Source organism: Saccharopolyspora endophytica (genome assembly GCF_018070075.1).
Taxonomy (GTDB): domain Bacteria; phylum Actinomycetota; class Actinomycetes; order Mycobacteriales; family Pseudonocardiaceae; genus Saccharopolyspora; species Saccharopolyspora endophytica.
The window spans coordinates 382937-398261 of sequence record NZ_JAGPXE010000003.1; the positions used below are offsets into that span (position 1 = coordinate 382937).

11 protein-coding genes are annotated in these 15325 nt (G+C 71.5%); 1 reads left to right on the plus strand and 10 read right to left on the minus strand.

What is annotated here, in order from left to right; translation table 11 throughout:
• The first annotated feature begins 10 nt into the window (after positions 1-10).
• On the plus strand, positions 11-1684 hold the full coding sequence (murJ, locus tag KBO27_RS09450; RefSeq protein WP_307870309.1) for a murein biosynthesis integral membrane protein MurJ: 1674 nt from the start codon (positions 11-13) through the stop codon (positions 1682-1684).
• A gap of 1 nt (position 1685) precedes the next feature.
• Here the strand turns inward: murJ and KBO27_RS09455 are convergent, their stop codons facing one another.
• The 10 genes from KBO27_RS09455 to KBO27_RS09500 all read right to left on the minus strand — a co-directional run bounded on the left by KBO27_RS09455 (position 1686) and on the right by KBO27_RS09500 (position 15204).
• Positions 1686-2411, minus strand: a complete 726-nt coding sequence (locus tag KBO27_RS09455; RefSeq protein WP_210969577.1) for a type 1 glutamine amidotransferase — start codon at positions 2409-2411, stop codon at positions 1686-1688.
• Positions 2408-3802: a Mur ligase family protein gene (locus KBO27_RS09460; protein ID WP_210969578.1), complete on the minus strand. Its 1395-nt coding sequence runs from the start codon at positions 3800-3802 to the stop codon at positions 2408-2410. Before KBO27_RS09460 ends, KBO27_RS09455 begins: the two co-directional genes overlap by 4 nt.
• 811 nt (positions 3803-4613) lie before the next feature.
• Positions 4614-5231, minus strand: coding sequence for a LysM peptidoglycan-binding domain-containing protein (locus KBO27_RS09465; protein WP_210969579.1), 618 nt, complete (start codon positions 5229-5231; stop codon positions 4614-4616).
• A 422-nt stretch (positions 5232-5653) separates the two neighbouring features.
• Complete coding sequence (gene nrfD, locus KBO27_RS09470; RefSeq protein ID WP_307870310.1) at positions 5654-6550, minus strand: NrfD/PsrC family molybdoenzyme membrane anchor subunit; 897 nt, start codon at positions 6548-6550, stop codon at positions 5654-5656.
• On the minus strand, positions 6547-7410 hold the full coding sequence (locus KBO27_RS09475; RefSeq protein WP_210969581.1) for a 4Fe-4S dicluster domain-containing protein: 864 nt from the start codon (positions 7408-7410) through the stop codon (positions 6547-6549). Before KBO27_RS09475 ends, nrfD begins: the two co-directional genes overlap by 4 nt.
• 2 nt (positions 7411-7412) lie before the next feature.
• Positions 7413-10688 carry a formate dehydrogenase gene (gene fdh / locus KBO27_RS09480; RefSeq protein WP_210969582.1) on the minus strand — a complete coding sequence of 1092 codons (3276 nt, stop codon included), beginning with the start codon at positions 10686-10688 and terminating at the stop codon, positions 7413-7415.
• A 62-nt stretch (positions 10689-10750) separates the two neighbouring features.
• Positions 10751-11392, minus strand: coding sequence for a pyridoxamine 5'-phosphate oxidase family protein (locus tag KBO27_RS09485; RefSeq protein ID WP_210969583.1), 642 nt, complete (start codon positions 11390-11392; stop codon positions 10751-10753).
• A 132-nt stretch (positions 11393-11524) separates the two neighbouring features.
• Positions 11525-12559, minus strand: coding sequence for a PDR/VanB family oxidoreductase (locus KBO27_RS09490; RefSeq protein ID WP_210969584.1), 1035 nt, complete (start codon positions 12557-12559; stop codon positions 11525-11527).
• Complete coding sequence (locus KBO27_RS09495) at positions 12560-13441, minus strand: metal-dependent hydrolase (RefSeq protein ID WP_210969585.1); 882 nt, start codon at positions 13439-13441, stop codon at positions 12560-12562.
• An 8-nt stretch (positions 13442-13449) separates the two neighbouring features.
• Positions 13450-15204 (minus strand): SDR family oxidoreductase, encoded by a 1755-nt coding sequence (locus tag KBO27_RS09500; protein WP_210969586.1) that lies wholly within the window; start codon positions 15202-15204, stop codon positions 13450-13452.
• Positions 15205-15325 lie beyond the last annotated feature (121 nt).

Sequence of the window (15325 nt, forward strand, 5' to 3'; positions counted from 1 at the left end):
GCGAGACCGGGTGTTCCGTGGCACCTTCAGCATCGAACGCGCCGACGGGAGGGGCTACGTGGTCGATCAGGCCGACACCGGTGTCCGACGACCTTCACTGGCCCGCGCGAGCGCGGCGATGGCGGTGGCCACCGCGAGCAGCAGGGTCAGCGGCCTGCTCGCCAAGGTGCTGCTGGTGGTGGTGCTCGGGCTGGGCACGGTCAACGACTCCTACACCGTGGCCAACACCCTCCCGACCGTGGTCAACGAGCTGCTGCTGGGCGGTGTGCTGACCAGCATCGCCGTTCCGCTGCTGGTGCGGGCTCAGCAGGAGGGATCGAAGCAGGGCGAGTCCTACGCGCAGTGGATGATCACCATGGGCGGCGTGCTGCTCGCGGTCGCCACCGCCGCGGCCGTCGCCTGCGCCGGACTGCTCACCGCGCTCTACCTGGGCGCCGACACCCGCGCCAACGCGGAGCTGACCACGGCGTTCGCCTACCTGCTGCTGCCGGGCATCGTCTGCTACGGCATGTCGGCGCTGCTGCAGGCGATCCTCAACGTGCGCGGCGTCTTCGGCACTCCCGCGTGGGCTCCGGTGTTCAACAACCTCGTCGTCATCGCCACCGTGATCGTCTACGCGCTGGTGCCCGGGGAGATCTCCACCGACCCGGTGCGCATCGGCGAGCCGAAGCTCCTGGTGCTGGGCCTGGGAACGCTGGCGGGGATCACCACCCAGCTGCTGGTGATGGTGGTGTCGCTGCGGCGCAGCGGTTTCCGGTACCGGTGGCGCTGGGGCTGGGACCGGCGCCTCTCGGAGTTCGGCGGCCTGGCCGGGTGGGTCGTGCTCTACACGCTGATCAGCCAGGCCGGGATGGTCGTGATCACCCGGGTCACCGCGCAGGGCACGCCGGGCAGCGTGGCGACGTTCAACTACGCCTGGCTGCTCTCCCAGGTCCCCTACGGCGTGCTCGGGGTGTCGCTGCTGACGGCGTTGATGCCGCGTATCAGCGAAGCCGCCGCCGCGGGCAGGACGCGGGCGTTCGTCGACGACGTCGCGTGGGGGACGCGGATGACCGCGGTGCTGCTGATGCCGGTGAGCGCGCTGCTGGTGGTGGCAGGCGGGCCGTTGGCGGTGGCGTTCTTCTCGCTGGGCGCCAGCGACGTGGCCGCCGCCGGACGGCTCGGCTGGGCGCTGGCCGCTGCGGCGGCCGGGGTGGTGCCGTTCGGGATCACCATGCTCCAGCTGAGGGCGTTCTACGCGATGCACGACGCGCGCACCCCGACCTGGATCAACGCGATCATGGTCGTGGTGCGCAGCGCGCTGTGCTACCTCGTGCTGGCCGCGGTCGATCCGCAGGACCTGGTGCTCGGGGTGACGGCGGCGATGTCGGCGAGCTTCCTGCTGGGAGCGGTGGTCGGCCAGGTCTGGCTGCGCGCCCGCATCGGATCGCTGCGCACGGGCGCGACGCTGCTGGGGTGCGTGCGCGCGCTGGTGGCCGGAGCCGCCGGAGCGCTGTGCTCTCTGGCGGTGCTCGCCGGGGTGCGGTCGCTGACCGGGCCGCTGAGCCCGATGGTCGACGCGTGGCTGGCGCTGGTGCTGCACGGGATCGTGGTGCTCGCGGTGAGCCTCGGGGTGCTGGCGCTGCTGCGGGCACCCGAGCTGAAGCCGGCCCTGCAGAAGCTGGGCCGGCTCGCTCGTCGCTGATCTACTTGCGGTTGCGCACGTGCACGCGGGTGCGTTCGGTGCGCAGCGCCTTGAGCTCGGGCGGGTCAGGCAGGGGTGCCAGCGGCTCGCCGATGGCCCATTCCAGCAGCAGGTCGGCCAGCTTCGGGTTCCGCGCGAGGACCGGGCCGTGCATGTAGGTGCAGATGACGTGGCCGGTGACGGCGCCCTCGGCCTCGTCGTGGCCGTTGCCGGTGCCGCGCACCACCCTGCCCAGCGCGTGCGAGCCGGGGCCCAGCGTGGTGCGGCCGAGGTGGTTCTCGAACCCGGTGAGCATCCCGACCCCGCCCAGGGTGGACTGGGTGGTGACCTCGCCGATGGCTCGTCCCTTCCCGGGCTCGGTCGTGGCGTCGACGAGGCCCAGGCCTTCGTGGCGCTGCCCGTCGCCGGTGACGAAGCTCGTGCCCAGCACCTGCAGCCCGCCGCAGATGCCCAGCACCGGGACCCCGTGCTGCACCGCCCGGGCCAGGCCCCCGCCCCTGCGCAGGAAGCGGACGGCGGCGACCTGAGCGACGTCCTCTCCCCCACCGATGAGGTACAGGTCGCAGTCCTCGGGCACGGCGTCGTCGGAGGAGAGCACGGTGACCAGCTCGCTGCCGATCCCGCGCCAGCGGAGGCGTTGTGCCAGCACGATCGCGTTCCCGCGGTCGCCGTAGGTCCCGAGCAGGTCGGGCAGGACGAGGGCGATGCGGACTCGTTCTCCGGTCATGTGCGGCTCCTGGTGAGCACGTCGCGGAAGGCGGTGTAGTTGGCGATGACGTCGGGAAGGCCGCCGAAGGTGCTGCCGAGGGCGACCTCGACCGTGGAGGCGACGTTGGCCTGCACCCCGGCGTAGCGCAGGCGGACCGCGAGGTCCAGAGCTCGGTCGCCCGCGACCTGGACGGGCCTGCCGCGCAGCATCTCGAAGTCGACGTCCCACAACCAGGAGACGTCGTAGCCGTCGGCTTCGCGGCTGTTGACCACCAGGATCAGCGGTTCGTCGTTGCCGGAGACCAGGTCTAGCATCTCCAGCCAGCTGGCGGGGTTCTTGGCCAGCAGCAACCGGACCCGGCGTCCGCCGAGCCGGACGGTGTCGTAGCGTCCCGCAGCCTGCGAGATGCGTCGGATCCGGGCGAGCGCGGGGGCTTCCTCGCCGCCGAGGTGCAGCGCCGCGGCCAGGGCGAAGGTGGCGTTGACCCGGTTGACGTGCCCGGGCAGGGCCAGGGCGAGTTCGTGGTGGGTGCCGGCGGCGTCGAGGACTCCGGTGTCGGTGACCTTCCAGTCGGCCGCGGGCCGGGCCAGGCCGCACTGGCAGCGCCAGTCGCGGTCGACGTCGCCGATGAAGGCGCCGCACCGGGGGCAGTTCAGCGCGTCGTCGCGCCACCGCACGCCACCCGAGACCCAGGTGACGTTGGGGTGGCCGGCGGCGGCGAAGACGATGTTGGGGTCGTCGCGGTTGGCGATGACCTGCGCGCCGGGGGCCTGGGCGAGGGCGCGTTGCAGGCTCGCGGCCACGGAGCGCACCTCACCGACCCGGTCGAGCTGGTCGCGGCTGAGGTTGAGCAGCAGGATCGCGGCGGGTTCGAAGCGGTCGGTGACCTGCGCCAGGTGCAGCTCGTCGACCTCCAGCGCGGCGAACGGGGCGTCGAGCCGGGTCAGCAGGGCCGCGACGTGGCCGTCGAGCATGTTCGCGCCGGTGGCGTTGCTGACGGCCGGGGTTTGCGCGCGCATGGCCTCGGCGACCATCTGGGTGGTCGTGGTCTTGCCGTTGGTGCCGGTGACCATGACGACACGCCGACCGGTTGCCAACCGCTGCAGGAGGTTGGGTTGTAGCGTCAACGCGAGACGGCCACCGATCATGCCGCCGGAGCCGAGACCGAGGCGCTGCGACATCGAGGCGGCCATCCGCCCGGCGTTGATGGCCATGGTGGTGCGCAGGTCCATGCGGCCCGCTTCGGCGGGCTGCTGCTCCGGCGCGGGGACGACCTTCCAGTGCTGGTCGACGCTCTGGCGCTGGTCAGGTGGCCGGTGCCGTCCGGTGCTCTGCTGCTCGGGCGCCTGGCGCTGGGCCGGCGTCTGGTCGACCGATGGCTCGTCGGTGTCCCGCGTGGTGTCGGTCATGCGTCCCCTCCCCCCTCAGGCGGCCGTCGCACGCGGCACGCCGGGTCGGCTCAGGGCTGCGCGACACCGCTAATCGGCCGCACTAGGCCGCGCCGCCCTTCGCTTCCTGGCCAGTGTGGCCCGGCTGCGGCGAAACAGCGCGACGATCAATAGCAGGACACCGGTGGTGATGGCGGCTGGTCCGACCCAGCTGTCGAGTCCGGATTCGGCCGCGGCGTCCGCTTGAAGTGCGAAGAACATCGGGGTCCCCTTTCCGAAGGTCGGGGGTAGGGGCACGCGGGGTGAGTGCGGTCACGTCCATGGTCCGACCGCATCCCGGGGCTCAGCGGGGTTGACATGCCGGGGCTTCCCGCGATCGGGGATCTTTCACCCGCACTGATTCCGCGAGGGCACGCTAGGTGATCAGCGCGCGGATTCAACAGATCAGAACCGGATTCATGATCTCCGGATGTTTTGGTGCGGCTGCTGAGGTTTGAGGCCGAACGGCGGATCATTCACGTCCCGCGGCTCACCCGTTGGGGTCTATTGCGGCGATACGCTCGGCGATCAACAAATGTGCAATTACTCTCGGATTTGATCCCGACGGCGTCCGTCACGATCCGAAGGGAGCCGAACATGACCGAACTCGTCCTGCTGCTGGGCTTTCTCGCCTTCGCCGGAATCGGCTGGACCGCATGGGACATCCGCAACGATCTGCGCCGCCGCAAGCTCAAGTGAGAGGCGCTTCGGCGATCGCAGACGGGGGACCCCGCCGGAGAGAGGAAGGCGGGGTCCCCCGTTCATGCGCACCCAGGTCCGAAGACGGGGTGGGTCACTTGATGGCGAGCTGCTGGCCCGGGAAGATCAGGTTCGCGTCCTTGACGGCCGAGCGGTTCTTCTCGAAGACCGACTCCCAGCTCACGCCGTACTTCTGGGCGATGGAGCCGAGGGTGTCACCGGTCTGCACGGTGTAGGTGCCCTCGACCTGGACGGTCTTGCGCACCGGGTTCTTCTTCTTGGTGGTGGACTTCTTCTCGGTGCTCTTCTTGCTGCTGCCCGAGGCGACGTCCTGGTGCTCGGCGCTGCCGCTCTTGCTCAGGCCGGCCTTCTTCGAGCACACCGGCCACGCACCCGGACCCTGCGCCTGCAGGACGCGCTCGGCCACGGCGATCTGCTGGGACTTGCTGGCCTGCGCGGCGTTCGAGGCGTAGCTGGTGCCGCCGTAGGCGGACCAGGTGGACGCGCTGAACTGCAGACCACCGTAGTAACCGTTGCCGGTGTTGATGCTCCAGTTGCCACCGCTCTCGCACTGCGCGACGGCGTCCCAGGTGGACTCCGAGGCCGCGTTGGCCGGCATGGTCATCGCGAACGGCGCGGCGACCATGGCGCCGGCGACGGCGACGCGGGTGACGGTGCGGCGGCTGGGGGTGGACTTGCGGTGCTTGCCCATTTTCTGTCTTCGTCTCCAGCAGCGCCTTCGTGCCGCCTCGACTCCGGCACCCCGGGCGCTCGGGCCGATTCGTTCGGCCCGTCGCGCCGGGTTCCGGCGGTCGTCACGTCCCTGCCCGCAATGCGTCTCGGGGTTTCGGAGAGCCCGCCGGGCAGGGTTCGGCGCTGCGGACTTCCGGTCTTGCCGTCGGCTCGGGGGCGCCGACGCCGGGCAACGCTACGTAGCTGAAAAGCGTGAGCAAAACCGTGAGGCGGTGGCGCTCGTCATAGAAACGTAATCAAGATCGCGACGATGCAGACGTTTCAGCTGGTCATTTCTTGATCAGAAATGCGTTATTCACCTGAAATCAAACCACGCAGGGTGAGAGTTGAACCACTACTCACTCACGTGAGTGATTACCTCACGTCAACATCCGCATTCGATCAGTGCTGTTGCCCACGGACCGAAGACCCTGTTTCGCCCACCCGTTCGCGTTGCGGCTCGACCACGTACCGAGGGTCGCGGGCCGTCTCGCGGCCGGCTTCGAAGACGCCGAAGCGAGTCGCGATCGCCCCGAGGGTCAGGCACCCGCCTGCCGCGATCGCCGCCGCGCGACTGCGTCCGGCCACCAGCGCGAGCCCGGCGCCCACCGCGGTGGCCGCTCGCGCCGTTCGCAGCACCCTACCCGCGCGCCCGGTGCGGTAGGCCTCAGCCGCCAGCCCGAGCCGGGACTCCATGCGCCTGCTCGCGGCCAGCTCCAGCACCGATCCGGCCACCGCCATCCGCCGCGCGGGCCCGGACTCGGCGGGGGCGGCCACCATGCCCACCGCCCCCGCGCTGGACACAGCGCTCCCGGCGAACACGAACGGGAGCTCCCGGTAGCCCTCGTGCCAGCCCGGCACGGCCGTGTCGGACAGCAGCACGGCGGTGTAGGTGGTCATGGCCGGTGCGATCACGCCCGCCACCACCCCGGCCGCGCGGCCGGGCAGCGGGAGCAGACCGGTGAGCTCGCTGGCCGCGGCAGCTCCGGCCAGGCCCGAGAACGGCGCGAGGATCCACGATCCGACGCTCAGCGGCGAGGTCGGCTTGAGCACCCGCAGCATGGCCAGGAACCGCATCGGACGCCCCAGGTCGTGCACCAGGAAGCCGACGCTGGTGGTCGCGCCCACCGCCGCCGCCAGCCTGCCCGCGCGGGCCAGCCGCGGCCGTCCGGTGAGCTCGGCCAGCAGCGCCATCGTCGACGACGCCCCGGCCATCCCGCCGAGGTAGAGGTAGGCGGGCACGTCCGGGACCTTCCACACCGGCTCCTTGAGGACCGGGCGGCCGTAGTAGAAGGTCACCTTCTCCTCCCGAGGAACGACCCGGCGATGAGCGCGGCGGCGGTGAGCGCGCCCGCGGCCGCGTGCCGCCACATCGAGGGCAGGTCGCGCGTGGTGACCACGGGATCGGGTGGCAGGCCGTAGACCTCGGGGTCGTCGAGCAGCAGGAAGAACGCCCCGTCTCCCCCGACGCCGTCGGTGGGCTCGTGGCCGTAGAGGCGGGCGCTGGTCACGCCCTGCTCGTGCAGTTCGTCGACCCGCATCGCGGCGCGTTCGCGCAGCTCGTCGAGGGGGCCGTACTGGATGGACTCGGTCGGGCAGGCGGTAGCGCAGGCGGGCATCAGCCCGGCTCCGAGGCGGTCCTGGCACATCGTGCACTTGGCGGCTCCGCCGGTGTCCGGACGGATGTCGATCACGCCGTAGGGGCAGGCCGGGACGCAGTAGCCGCAGCCGTTGCACACGTCGTCCTGCACCAGCACCGTGCCGTGCTCGGTGCGGATCAGCGCCCCGGTCGGGCACACGTCCAGGCAGGCCGCGTGCGTGCAGTGCTTGCACACGTCGGAGGACATCAGCCAGCGCACCTGCTGCTCGTCCGGTGCGCCGAACTCGGGCATGCCCAGCTCGGCGGGGGTGCCGCTCTGCTCGACGAAGGCCACGTGCCGCCAGGTCGTGCCGCTGAGCGCCTCGGTGTTGTCGTAGGACATGCCGGTGAGGTCCATGCCGTCCTCGGGCAGCAGGTTCCACTGCTTGCAGGCGACCTCGCAGGCCTTGCAGCCGATGCACACGCTGGTGTCGGTGAAGAAGCCGGCGCGGGGCTGCGGCGGGTAGCCGGTCTCCCCCGCCGGGTCGGGCAGCGGTCCGGACAGCCGGTTGACGGTCACGTTCAGCCTCCTGCCTGTCTGGGGTCGTCGGAGTGCTCGGTCCCGGTGCGCTCGTCGATGCCCGCGCGGTCGCGGTACTCGGCGACCAGGCGGTTGAGCGCGGCCGCGCGCGGTCGCCGCCCCGGCCGGATGTCGCAAGCCCCGGCCTTGGTCTCCATGATGTGCACGTTGGGGTCCAGCGCCACGCCGATGAGTTCGTTGGCGGCGTCCCCGGTGGTCAGCCCGTTGGGCCCCCAATGCCAGGGGATGCCGATCTGGTGCAGGGTGCGGCCGGCGACCCGCAGCGGGAGCATCCGCTCGGTGACCATCACCCGGGCTTCGATGGCGCTGCGCGCGGTGATCACGGTGGCCCAGTCCCCGTGCTCCAGGCCGCGTTCGGCGGCCAGCTGCGGGGAGACCTCCACGAACAGGGCGGGCGCGAGTTCGCTGAGGTGCCGCAGCCAGCGGCTCATCCCGCCGGCCGTGTGGTGCTCGGTGAGCCGGAACGTGGTGAACACGTACGGGAAGACCTCGCTGCCGGTTTCGCCCGCGCTGGGCTGGTACCGGTTCTCCGGCCGGGAGTTGATCTGGCGTGCGGGATTGCGCTGCTGGTGGGGGTGCAGCAGGTTGGCGACCGGGGATTCCTGCGGCTCGTAGTGCGCCGGGAACGGGCCGTCGACGAGCCCCGCGGGCACGTAGAGCCAGCCGCGCCCGTCGCTCTGCATGATGAACGGTTCGGTGCCCGCGATGCCCTCCGGCCCGACGGTTCCGTTCTCGGGCCGGTAGTCGGGGCGCTTGGTCTTGTCGAAGTCGGGGACGTCGTGGCCAGTCCACTCGCCGCGTTCGGCGTCCCACCACACGTAGGCCTTGCGCTCGCTCCACGGGCGGCCCTCGGGGTCGGCCGAGGCGCGGTTGTAGAGGATGCGCCGGTTGGCCGGCCACGCCCAGCCCCACTCGGGTGCCACGCGGCTCTGCTGGTGGCCGGGTGTGCGGCGGGCGGACTGGTTGACGCCGTCGGCGGTGACGCCGCAGTAGATCCAGCAGCCGCAGCTGGTGGAGCCGTCGGGGCGCAGCTGCGGGTAGGCCGACAGCGGGTCGCCGTTGCGGTCGTGGCCGTTGATCTCGGCGAGCACGGCTTCGGCGCTGGGCTCGTCGATGTCGCCATGGGTCGGGTAGTCCCAGGTCAGCTCCAGCAGGGCGCGGTCGCGCTCGGTCTCGCCGCTGATTCTGTCGCGGATGCGGCGGCCGAGGTGGTAGTAGAACCACAGGTCGCTGCGCTGGTCATCGGTGGGTTCGACGGCCTTGTGGTGCCACTGCAGGAGCCGCTGGGTGTTGGTGAAGGTGCCGTCCTTCTCGGTGTGCGAGGCGGCGGGCAGGAAGAAGACCTCGGTGCCGATGTCGGCGGTGCGCATCTCGCCGGTCTCGATCTCGGGGCCGTCCTTCCAGAAGGTGGCGGTCTCGATCATGTTGAGGTCGCGCACCACCAGCCAGTCCAGCGCGGCCAGGCCCATGCGCTGCTGGCGCGCGTTGGCGGTGCCCACGGCGGGGTTCTCGCCGATGACGAAGTAGCCCTTGCAGCGGCCCTCGATCTGGTCGAGGACGGTCTGGAAGGTGCCGTGGTCGCCGGTGAGCCGGGGCAGCCGGTCGAAGCAGAAGTCGTTGTCGGCGGTAGCGTGCTCGCCCCACCAGGCCTTGAGCAGGCTGACCAGGTAGGAGCGGATGTTGGCCCAATAGCCGCAGGCGTGCTCGTCGTCGGCGACGAAGGACTCCAGGTCGGTGTCGGTGTGGGCGTGCGGCATCGGGATGTAGCCGGGCAGCAGGTTGAACAGGGTCGGGATGTCGGTGGAGCCCTGGATGCTGGCGTGCCCGCGCAGGGCGAGGATGCCGCCGCCGGGCCTGCCGATGTTGCCCAGCAGCAGCTGCAGGATCGAGGCCGCCCGGATGTACTGCGCTCCGACGGTGTGGTGGGTCCAGCCCACGGCGTAGGCGATGGCCGCGGTGCGGTCGCGTCCGGAGTTGGTGACGAGCCGGTCGGCGACCCAGGCGAAGTCGTCCTGGGAGATCCCGCAGATCTCCTCCACCACGTCCGGGGTGTAGCGGGCGTAGTGCCGCTTGAGCAGCTGGAACACGCAGCGCGGGTGTTGCAGCGTGGGGTCGGATTCTGGGTGGCCGTGGTAGAGGGGCCCGCCGGAGCCGGCGCGCTCGGGTCGGCTGGTGTCGCGCTCGCGGCCGTGCTCGGTGCTGGGAGCGCGCTCGGGGCCGTGCCCGCCGACGGGCGGGACGGCGTAGCTGCCCTGGTACTGCCACGAGCTGGTCTCGTAGGTGCCGGCGTCGGGGTCGAAGCCGGAGAACACGCCGTCGAGGTCCTCGGTGTCGCGGAAGTCCTCGCCGACGATCATCGCGGCGTTGGTGTAGTTGACGACGTAGTCGTGGAAGTGGGCCTCGCGGGTCAGCACGTGGTTGATCAGCCCTCCGAGGAAGGCGATGTCGCTCCCGGCCCGCAGCGCGACGTGCTTGTGCGCCACCGCCGAGGTGCGCGTGTAGCGCGGGTCGACGTGGATGATCGTGGCGCCGCGCTTCTTGGCCTCCATGACCCACTGGAACCCCACCGGGTGGGCTTCGGCCATGTTGGAGCCCTGGATGAGGACGCAGTCCGATTCGGCGAGGTCCTGCTGGAAGGTGGTGGCGCCGCCGCGCCCGAAGGAGGCACCCAGACCGGGCACCGTGGAGGAGTGTCAAATGCGGGCCTGGTTCTCCACCTGGATCGCTCCGAGGGCGGTGTAGAGCTTCTTCATGAGGTAGTTCTCCTCGTTGTCGAGGGTCGCTCCTCCGAGGCTCGCGATGCCCATCGTGCGCCGCAGCGGCCTGCCGTCGGCGTCGGTGTCCTCCCAGGTGGCGTCCCGGGTGGCCAGCACCCGGTCGGCGATCATGTCCAGCGCGGTGTCCAGGTCGAGGTCTTCCCACTCGGTGCCGTGCGGGCGCCGGTAGCGGACCTTGGTCTCGCGCAGCGGTGAGGTGACCAGTTCGCGCGAGGCCGAGCCCTTGGGGCACAGCCGGCCCCGGCTGATCGGCGAGTCCGGGTCGCCCTCGATCTGGGTGATCCGTCCGCCGGAGGTGTAGATCCGCTGGCCGCAGCCGACCGCGCAGTAGGGGCACACCGAGCGGGTGACGCTGTCGGCGTCGCTGGTGCGCGCCCGCATCTCGTCGGTGCGCCGGGACCGGGCCGCGGGACCTCGGGCCAGCCGGTCGGGGCCGGTGAGCTGCCGCAGCACCGGCCAGTTCAGCCACGTGGCCGCCATGTTCGGGAGGCTACCCACCTCGTCGATCTCGCACACTTCGTTCACGGGTGGCCGGCGGGTGGTCAGGCCTTCGCGTCGTAGAGGAGCTCGGCGTAGCGCTCGTCGGAGTAGTAGTGCTCCAGCTCGGACATCGAGTCGTTGGGGCGCTCCAGGTTCTTGGCGATGTGCGCTCGGGAGGGCACGGCTTCGGGGTCCCAGGTCCGGCTGTCCCACAGCCCGGATCGCAGGAACGCCTTGGAGCAGTGGTGGAAGACCTCCTCGATCTCCACCAGCAGCACCACGCTCGGGCGGTGGCCCTTGACGACCATGCGATCGAAGAACGGCGCGTCGCGCAGCAGCCGGGCGCGGCCGTTGATCCGCAGCGTGTCACCGCGGCCGGGGATGAAGTAGAGGAGCCCGACGTGCGGGTTGGCCAGCACGTTGCGGAACCCGTCGACGCGGCGGTTGCCGGGACGTTCCGGGATGGCGATGGTCCGCTCGTCGAGGACGTGGGTGAACCCGGCCGGGTCGCCCTTCGGCGAGACGTCGCACCGGCCCTCGGCGTCCGAGGTCGCGACCAGGCAGAACGGTGATGCGGCCAGCCACTCGCGGTCCAGCGCGTGCAGCGCGGGGCGCTGCTTGTCCAGGACCCGCTGCAGCGGGGCGCCGACCACCTCCTCCAGCTCGCCGGTCGAGGTGATCTCGGTCAGGCCTTCGAGTTCCACGGTGCCTCCCAGGTCGCTCCTCACGACCCTACGGCCCGCGCTTCGGCCTCCGGAAGCGATTTTCGCGGGACCGCCCGGCTGCACCCCGCCACCGGGCGGCCCCGCTTCCCCTCCGGTCCCCCGACCGGGGCTTCACAGATCGACGGCGAGGTGCCCCTGCCCTCGATCCACGCAGAGGGCCACGTCGTCGCCGCGCGCCCGGCCGCGCCTGCGCACCTGGCCGGACAGCAGCGGGACGTGGCAGGTGCCGCAGAACCCCTGGCGGCACGAGTAGGCGATGTCGGGCAGCACGTCGCCGATCGCTTCCAGTGCGGTGCGGTCGGCGGGCACCTCGACGGTGCGTCCGCTCCGTGTCAGCTCCACGGTGAAGGCCCGTCCGTCGACGATCGGTGGGGCCGAGAAGCGTTCCCAGTGCAGGCCTCTCGCGGTGCTGCCGGGCAGCCCCAGGCGGAGCGCGGTGATCATCGGCACCGGACCGCAGGCGTAGACGGAGGCGCCCAGCGGGGCGTGCGCGAGCAGTTCGCCACCCGCGGCGGGGATGCCGAACTCGGTGTCGGGCCGGATCCACACGCGGTCGGCGGGCAGGCCGGCGAGTTCGCCCAGGAACGGCATCGACGCGCGGGAACGTCCTGTGTAGACCAGACGCCAGTCGGCTCCGCGGGTCGCGGCGGTGCGGACCATCGGCAGGATCGGCGTGATGCCGATGCCGCCGGCGACGAACAGGTAGGAGCGCCCGGCGACGAAGGGGAACGCGTTGCGCGGTCCGCGCGCCACGATCCGGTCGCCTTCGGCGAGCTCGTCGTGGATCTCGCGGGATCCGCCCCCGCCGTCGGCCAGGCGCCGCACCGCGATCCGGTAGTACCGCCGCTCCCCCGGCGGTCCGCACAGCGAGTACTGCCGCTTCCGCCCCGACGGCAGCAGCACGTCCAGGTGGGCACCCGGCTGCCAGGCGGGCAGCGCACCGCCGTCGGGCCGGGTCAGCCGCAGGCTGCGGACCCCGTCGGCTTCGGTGCTGATCCGCGAGATCACCAGCGGGAGGTCGTGGTTGACCGGCCGGGGTGGCCCGGCGTGCAGACGGCTGTTGCGGTGCAGCCATTCCACTCCGCTGACCACCCGGTGCAGCACGCGCATCAGCCGGTCGGGCCGCGACTGTCGTTCGGCGGTCATCTAGTGCCCTGCCGCCAGCGCCGCGGGTGAGCTCGCCAGGTATGCCACCGCCTGGGCCGTGGAACCGTGCTGCGACGGGTGGTAGCCGGGGCGGAAGAACGCGGGGATCGCGCCGAAGATCGCCCGGTAGCTGGGCGTGAGGCCGAGGCGCCCGGTGCGGATCAGGTCGCGCCAGCGGGGCCTGATCCTGCCGCGCAGCACCGGGTCGGCGGCCATCAGGAACCGCATCCCGCGCGCCCACAGGATCGTCAGCACCGCCGTCGCCAGCAGCATCGACAGGCAGCGCTGCCAGTACCGGCCGTGGACGTGCTGGTAGACCTCGAAGGCGACCGCGCGGTGCTCGACCTCCTCGGCGCCGTGCCAGCGCAGCAGGTCCAGCATCGTCTCGTCGGCGCCCGCCAGGTCGAGCTCCTCCGCGTCGAGCACCCACTGGCCGAGGAAGGCGGTGAAGTGCTCGATCGCGGCGATCAGCGCCAGCCGCTGCACCAGCCAGGACTCGGCGCGCTTGCCGCGCAGCGGCCGGTCCCCGAGGGTCTTGCGGAACATCCAGCGGACCTGGTCGACGAACGGCCGGGTGTCGAGGCCGTGCGCGTCGAAGTGGTCGATGACGCCCTGGTGCGATTCGGCGTGCACGGCCTCCTGGCCGACGAAACCGCGCACGTCCTCGGCGAGCCGCTCGTCGTTGATCAGCGGCAGCGCCTGCTTGAACACCTCGACGAACCAGCGTTCGCCCTCCGGCAGCACCAGGTGCAGGAAGTTCACCCAGTGCGTGGCGAAGGGTTCGCCGGGGATCCAGTGCATCGGCAGCTGGGACCAGTCGAACTCCACGTCGCGGGCGTGCAGCGCGACGCGGTCGGGGTCGCCGGGGTCGAGTTGCGGCATGCCTCCTCCTACTTGGGCATAAGGTCGGCCCGTGCTGCGGCGCGCAGCAGGCGCGGGGTCAGCCGCGACAGCACCAGTCCGGCACGCGCTTCCGGGGTCACCGGCGCGATGGCCGGCGCCCGGCGGGTCGCGCGCAGGATCTCCTCGGCGGCTCGCTGGGGGCTGTAGTCGCGGCGCTGGTAGAGCTCGGTGGCCGCGCGCCTGCGCTTGGCCTGCTCGGCGTCGTCGGTGCCCGCGAAGCGGCTGCTGGTGGTGATGCCGGTGTTGACCAGTCCCGGGCACACCGCGGTGACCTTGATGCCGTCGGCGGCCAGCTCGACGCGCAGGCACTCGCTCAACCGCAGCACGGCGGCCTTGGTGGTGCTGTAGGCGGGAAGCACCTGGGACGGCAGGTACGCCGCGGCGGAGGCCACGTTGATGATCCGGCCGCCTTCGCCGCGCTCGACCATCTGCCGGCCGAACAGGCGGCAGCCGTGGATGACGCCCCAGAGGTTGACGTCGATGACGCTCTCCCAGTCGGCCACGCTGGTGTCCAGGAACGCCCCCGCCAGGCCGATCCCGGCGTTGTTGATCACCACGTCCGGGACCCCGAGCTCGGTCCGCACGCGCAGCGCGAAGTCGCTCATCGCGGTCCGGTCGGTGACGTCCACGCGGTAGGTGGTGACGGAGTCGCCGAGCAGGTCGGCGGTGCCGCGCAGGGCCTTCTCGTCGACGTCGGCGGCGATGATGTGCGCACCGGCTTCGGCGAAGGCCTGCGCGGTGGCCCGGCCGATGCCGTTGCCCGCCCCGGTGATGACGACGAGCTGGTCGGCGAAATCGCCGCGTCCGGGGTGGACGCGGGCGGTGCGCAGTCCTCGGGTCTCCTCGCCGCCTTCGACGTGGTCGATGAGTTCGGCGGCGCAGCGGGCCACGAGTTCGGGTCGGCTGCGCGGCAGCCAGTGCCCGCCCGGGAGCCGGCGCACCCGCAGGTCGTCGGCCAGGCCTTCGATCTGGGTCTGCAGGGGTGTGGACACGAACGGGTCGCCGGTCGGTGCCAGGACCTGCACCGGGACGCCGGTGTGCCGCTGGACCGGGTCGCCCAGGCGTCCGGCGTTGGCGCGGTAGAGCTCCAGACCGTTGATGCCGTCGGCGGTGACCGGTCGGGTGGGCCTTCCGGCGGCCTTGGGGTCGAGGCGTTCCAGCGTCGAGATCAGCTTGGGCATGATGCCGCTGCGCCAGGCCAGCTCGGGTGCGGCGGGCAGCTGGAAGAACGCGATGTAGGCGGAGAAGGCCAGCTGCGTGGTCAGTTCGCGCAGATCTCGCGGGTTGGGGCGCAGTTTCGAGCGCAGCCACCGGCCGTAGTGGTCCAGGCTCGGGCCGGAGATCGAGGTGTAGGAGGCGATGCGCTCGGCGGCGCGCGGTTCGGTGACGGCGTGCCAGGACTGCACCGATCCCCAGTCGTGCGCCAGCAGGTGCACCGGCCGGTCCGGGCTGACGGCGTCGGCGACGCGGAACAGGTCGTCGGCGAGCTGGTCGACGTGGTAGCCGTCGGTGGTCGCGGGCCGGTCCGACTCGCCCGCTCCGCGCACGTCGTAGGTGACCACCTGGAACCGGTCGGACAGCGCGTCGACCACTCCGTCCCAGATGGTGTGGTTGTCCGGGTATCCGTGGACCGCCAGCACGGTCGGCGCGTCGGGCGGTCCGTGCACCTGCACGGCCAGTCCCAGCCCGTCAGCGGTGTCGAGCCGTCGGCCGGTGCTGTCCCGCCACGATGCGCCATTCATGCGCGAAGCCTAACCACGTTGTCAACGGCCGTTGTCACAGTCCCACCCGATCGCACACCGGAATCACCCGAACCCCCCATCAGCACCCGGATCTCGACGGGAATCAGCACCCGGAACTCCA